This is a genomic window from Cellulophaga sp. BC115SP, from assembly GCF_009905545.1.
Lineage (GTDB): Bacteria > Bacteroidota > Bacteroidia > Cytophagales > Spirosomataceae > Flectobacillus > Flectobacillus rivi.
Window position 1 is genome coordinate 1 of the sequence record NZ_JAAALB010000187.1, and the last position, 654, is coordinate 654.

Consider the following 654-nt stretch of genomic DNA (forward strand, 5'->3'; position numbering starts at 1 on the left):
TTTGAGAATACGGTTAAGGCGATTTGTTCAGACCTAGGTATCAAAAATCCTGATTGGCTCATGATTGTCATGTGGGCAGAGTCAAGGCTCAATCCACAGGCTCGAAACCCTAAAGGGACGGCTACAGGATTAATTCAGTTTTTAGAAAGTACAGCCAAAGACCTAGGGACAAGTACCGCAGCACTTTACAAGATGAACCATGTCCAGCAATTGCCTTATGTGAGAGAATACCTCAAACGAAGAATCAAGGAAAGAGGTGTGCCTAAAGATGCTTATCAGCTCTATTTTTTGGTACACTTTCCCATAGCATTCGGCAAATCTGACAATACTGTGCTTTACAGTAAAGGTACAACGGCTTACAATAGCAACCCACTTGATTACAACTCAGATGGCGTGGTGACAGTGGCAGAAGTGAAACTATTCCTAAACAAAGCCTTGCCAGTCGGCTACGACAAAACAAATCTAACGACAGGGTCGATTAGTTCCCAAACTGGCAGGGCTTTGTTGTGGATCCTAGGAATTAGCTTCTTTGTAGCAACGGGCTACTTTATCGTGCGCCCTGATTCATGGCAAGCAGTGAAAGGGCTCATCAAGGATTTTTTCAAACAAACCATCAAGGTTTTCAAATGAACTTAAACGTTTTTAGAAACATAT

At 42.5% G+C, this 654-nt stretch carries 1 protein-coding gene; it reads left to right on the plus strand.

The genetic code is table 11. From position 1 onward, the window contains the following. A partial coding sequence (locus GVN22_RS28615; protein ID WP_166554189.1) for a transglycosylase SLT domain-containing protein occupies nt 1–630 on the plus strand: 630 nt, incomplete at its 5' end. Nucleotides 631–654 lie beyond the last annotated feature (24 nt).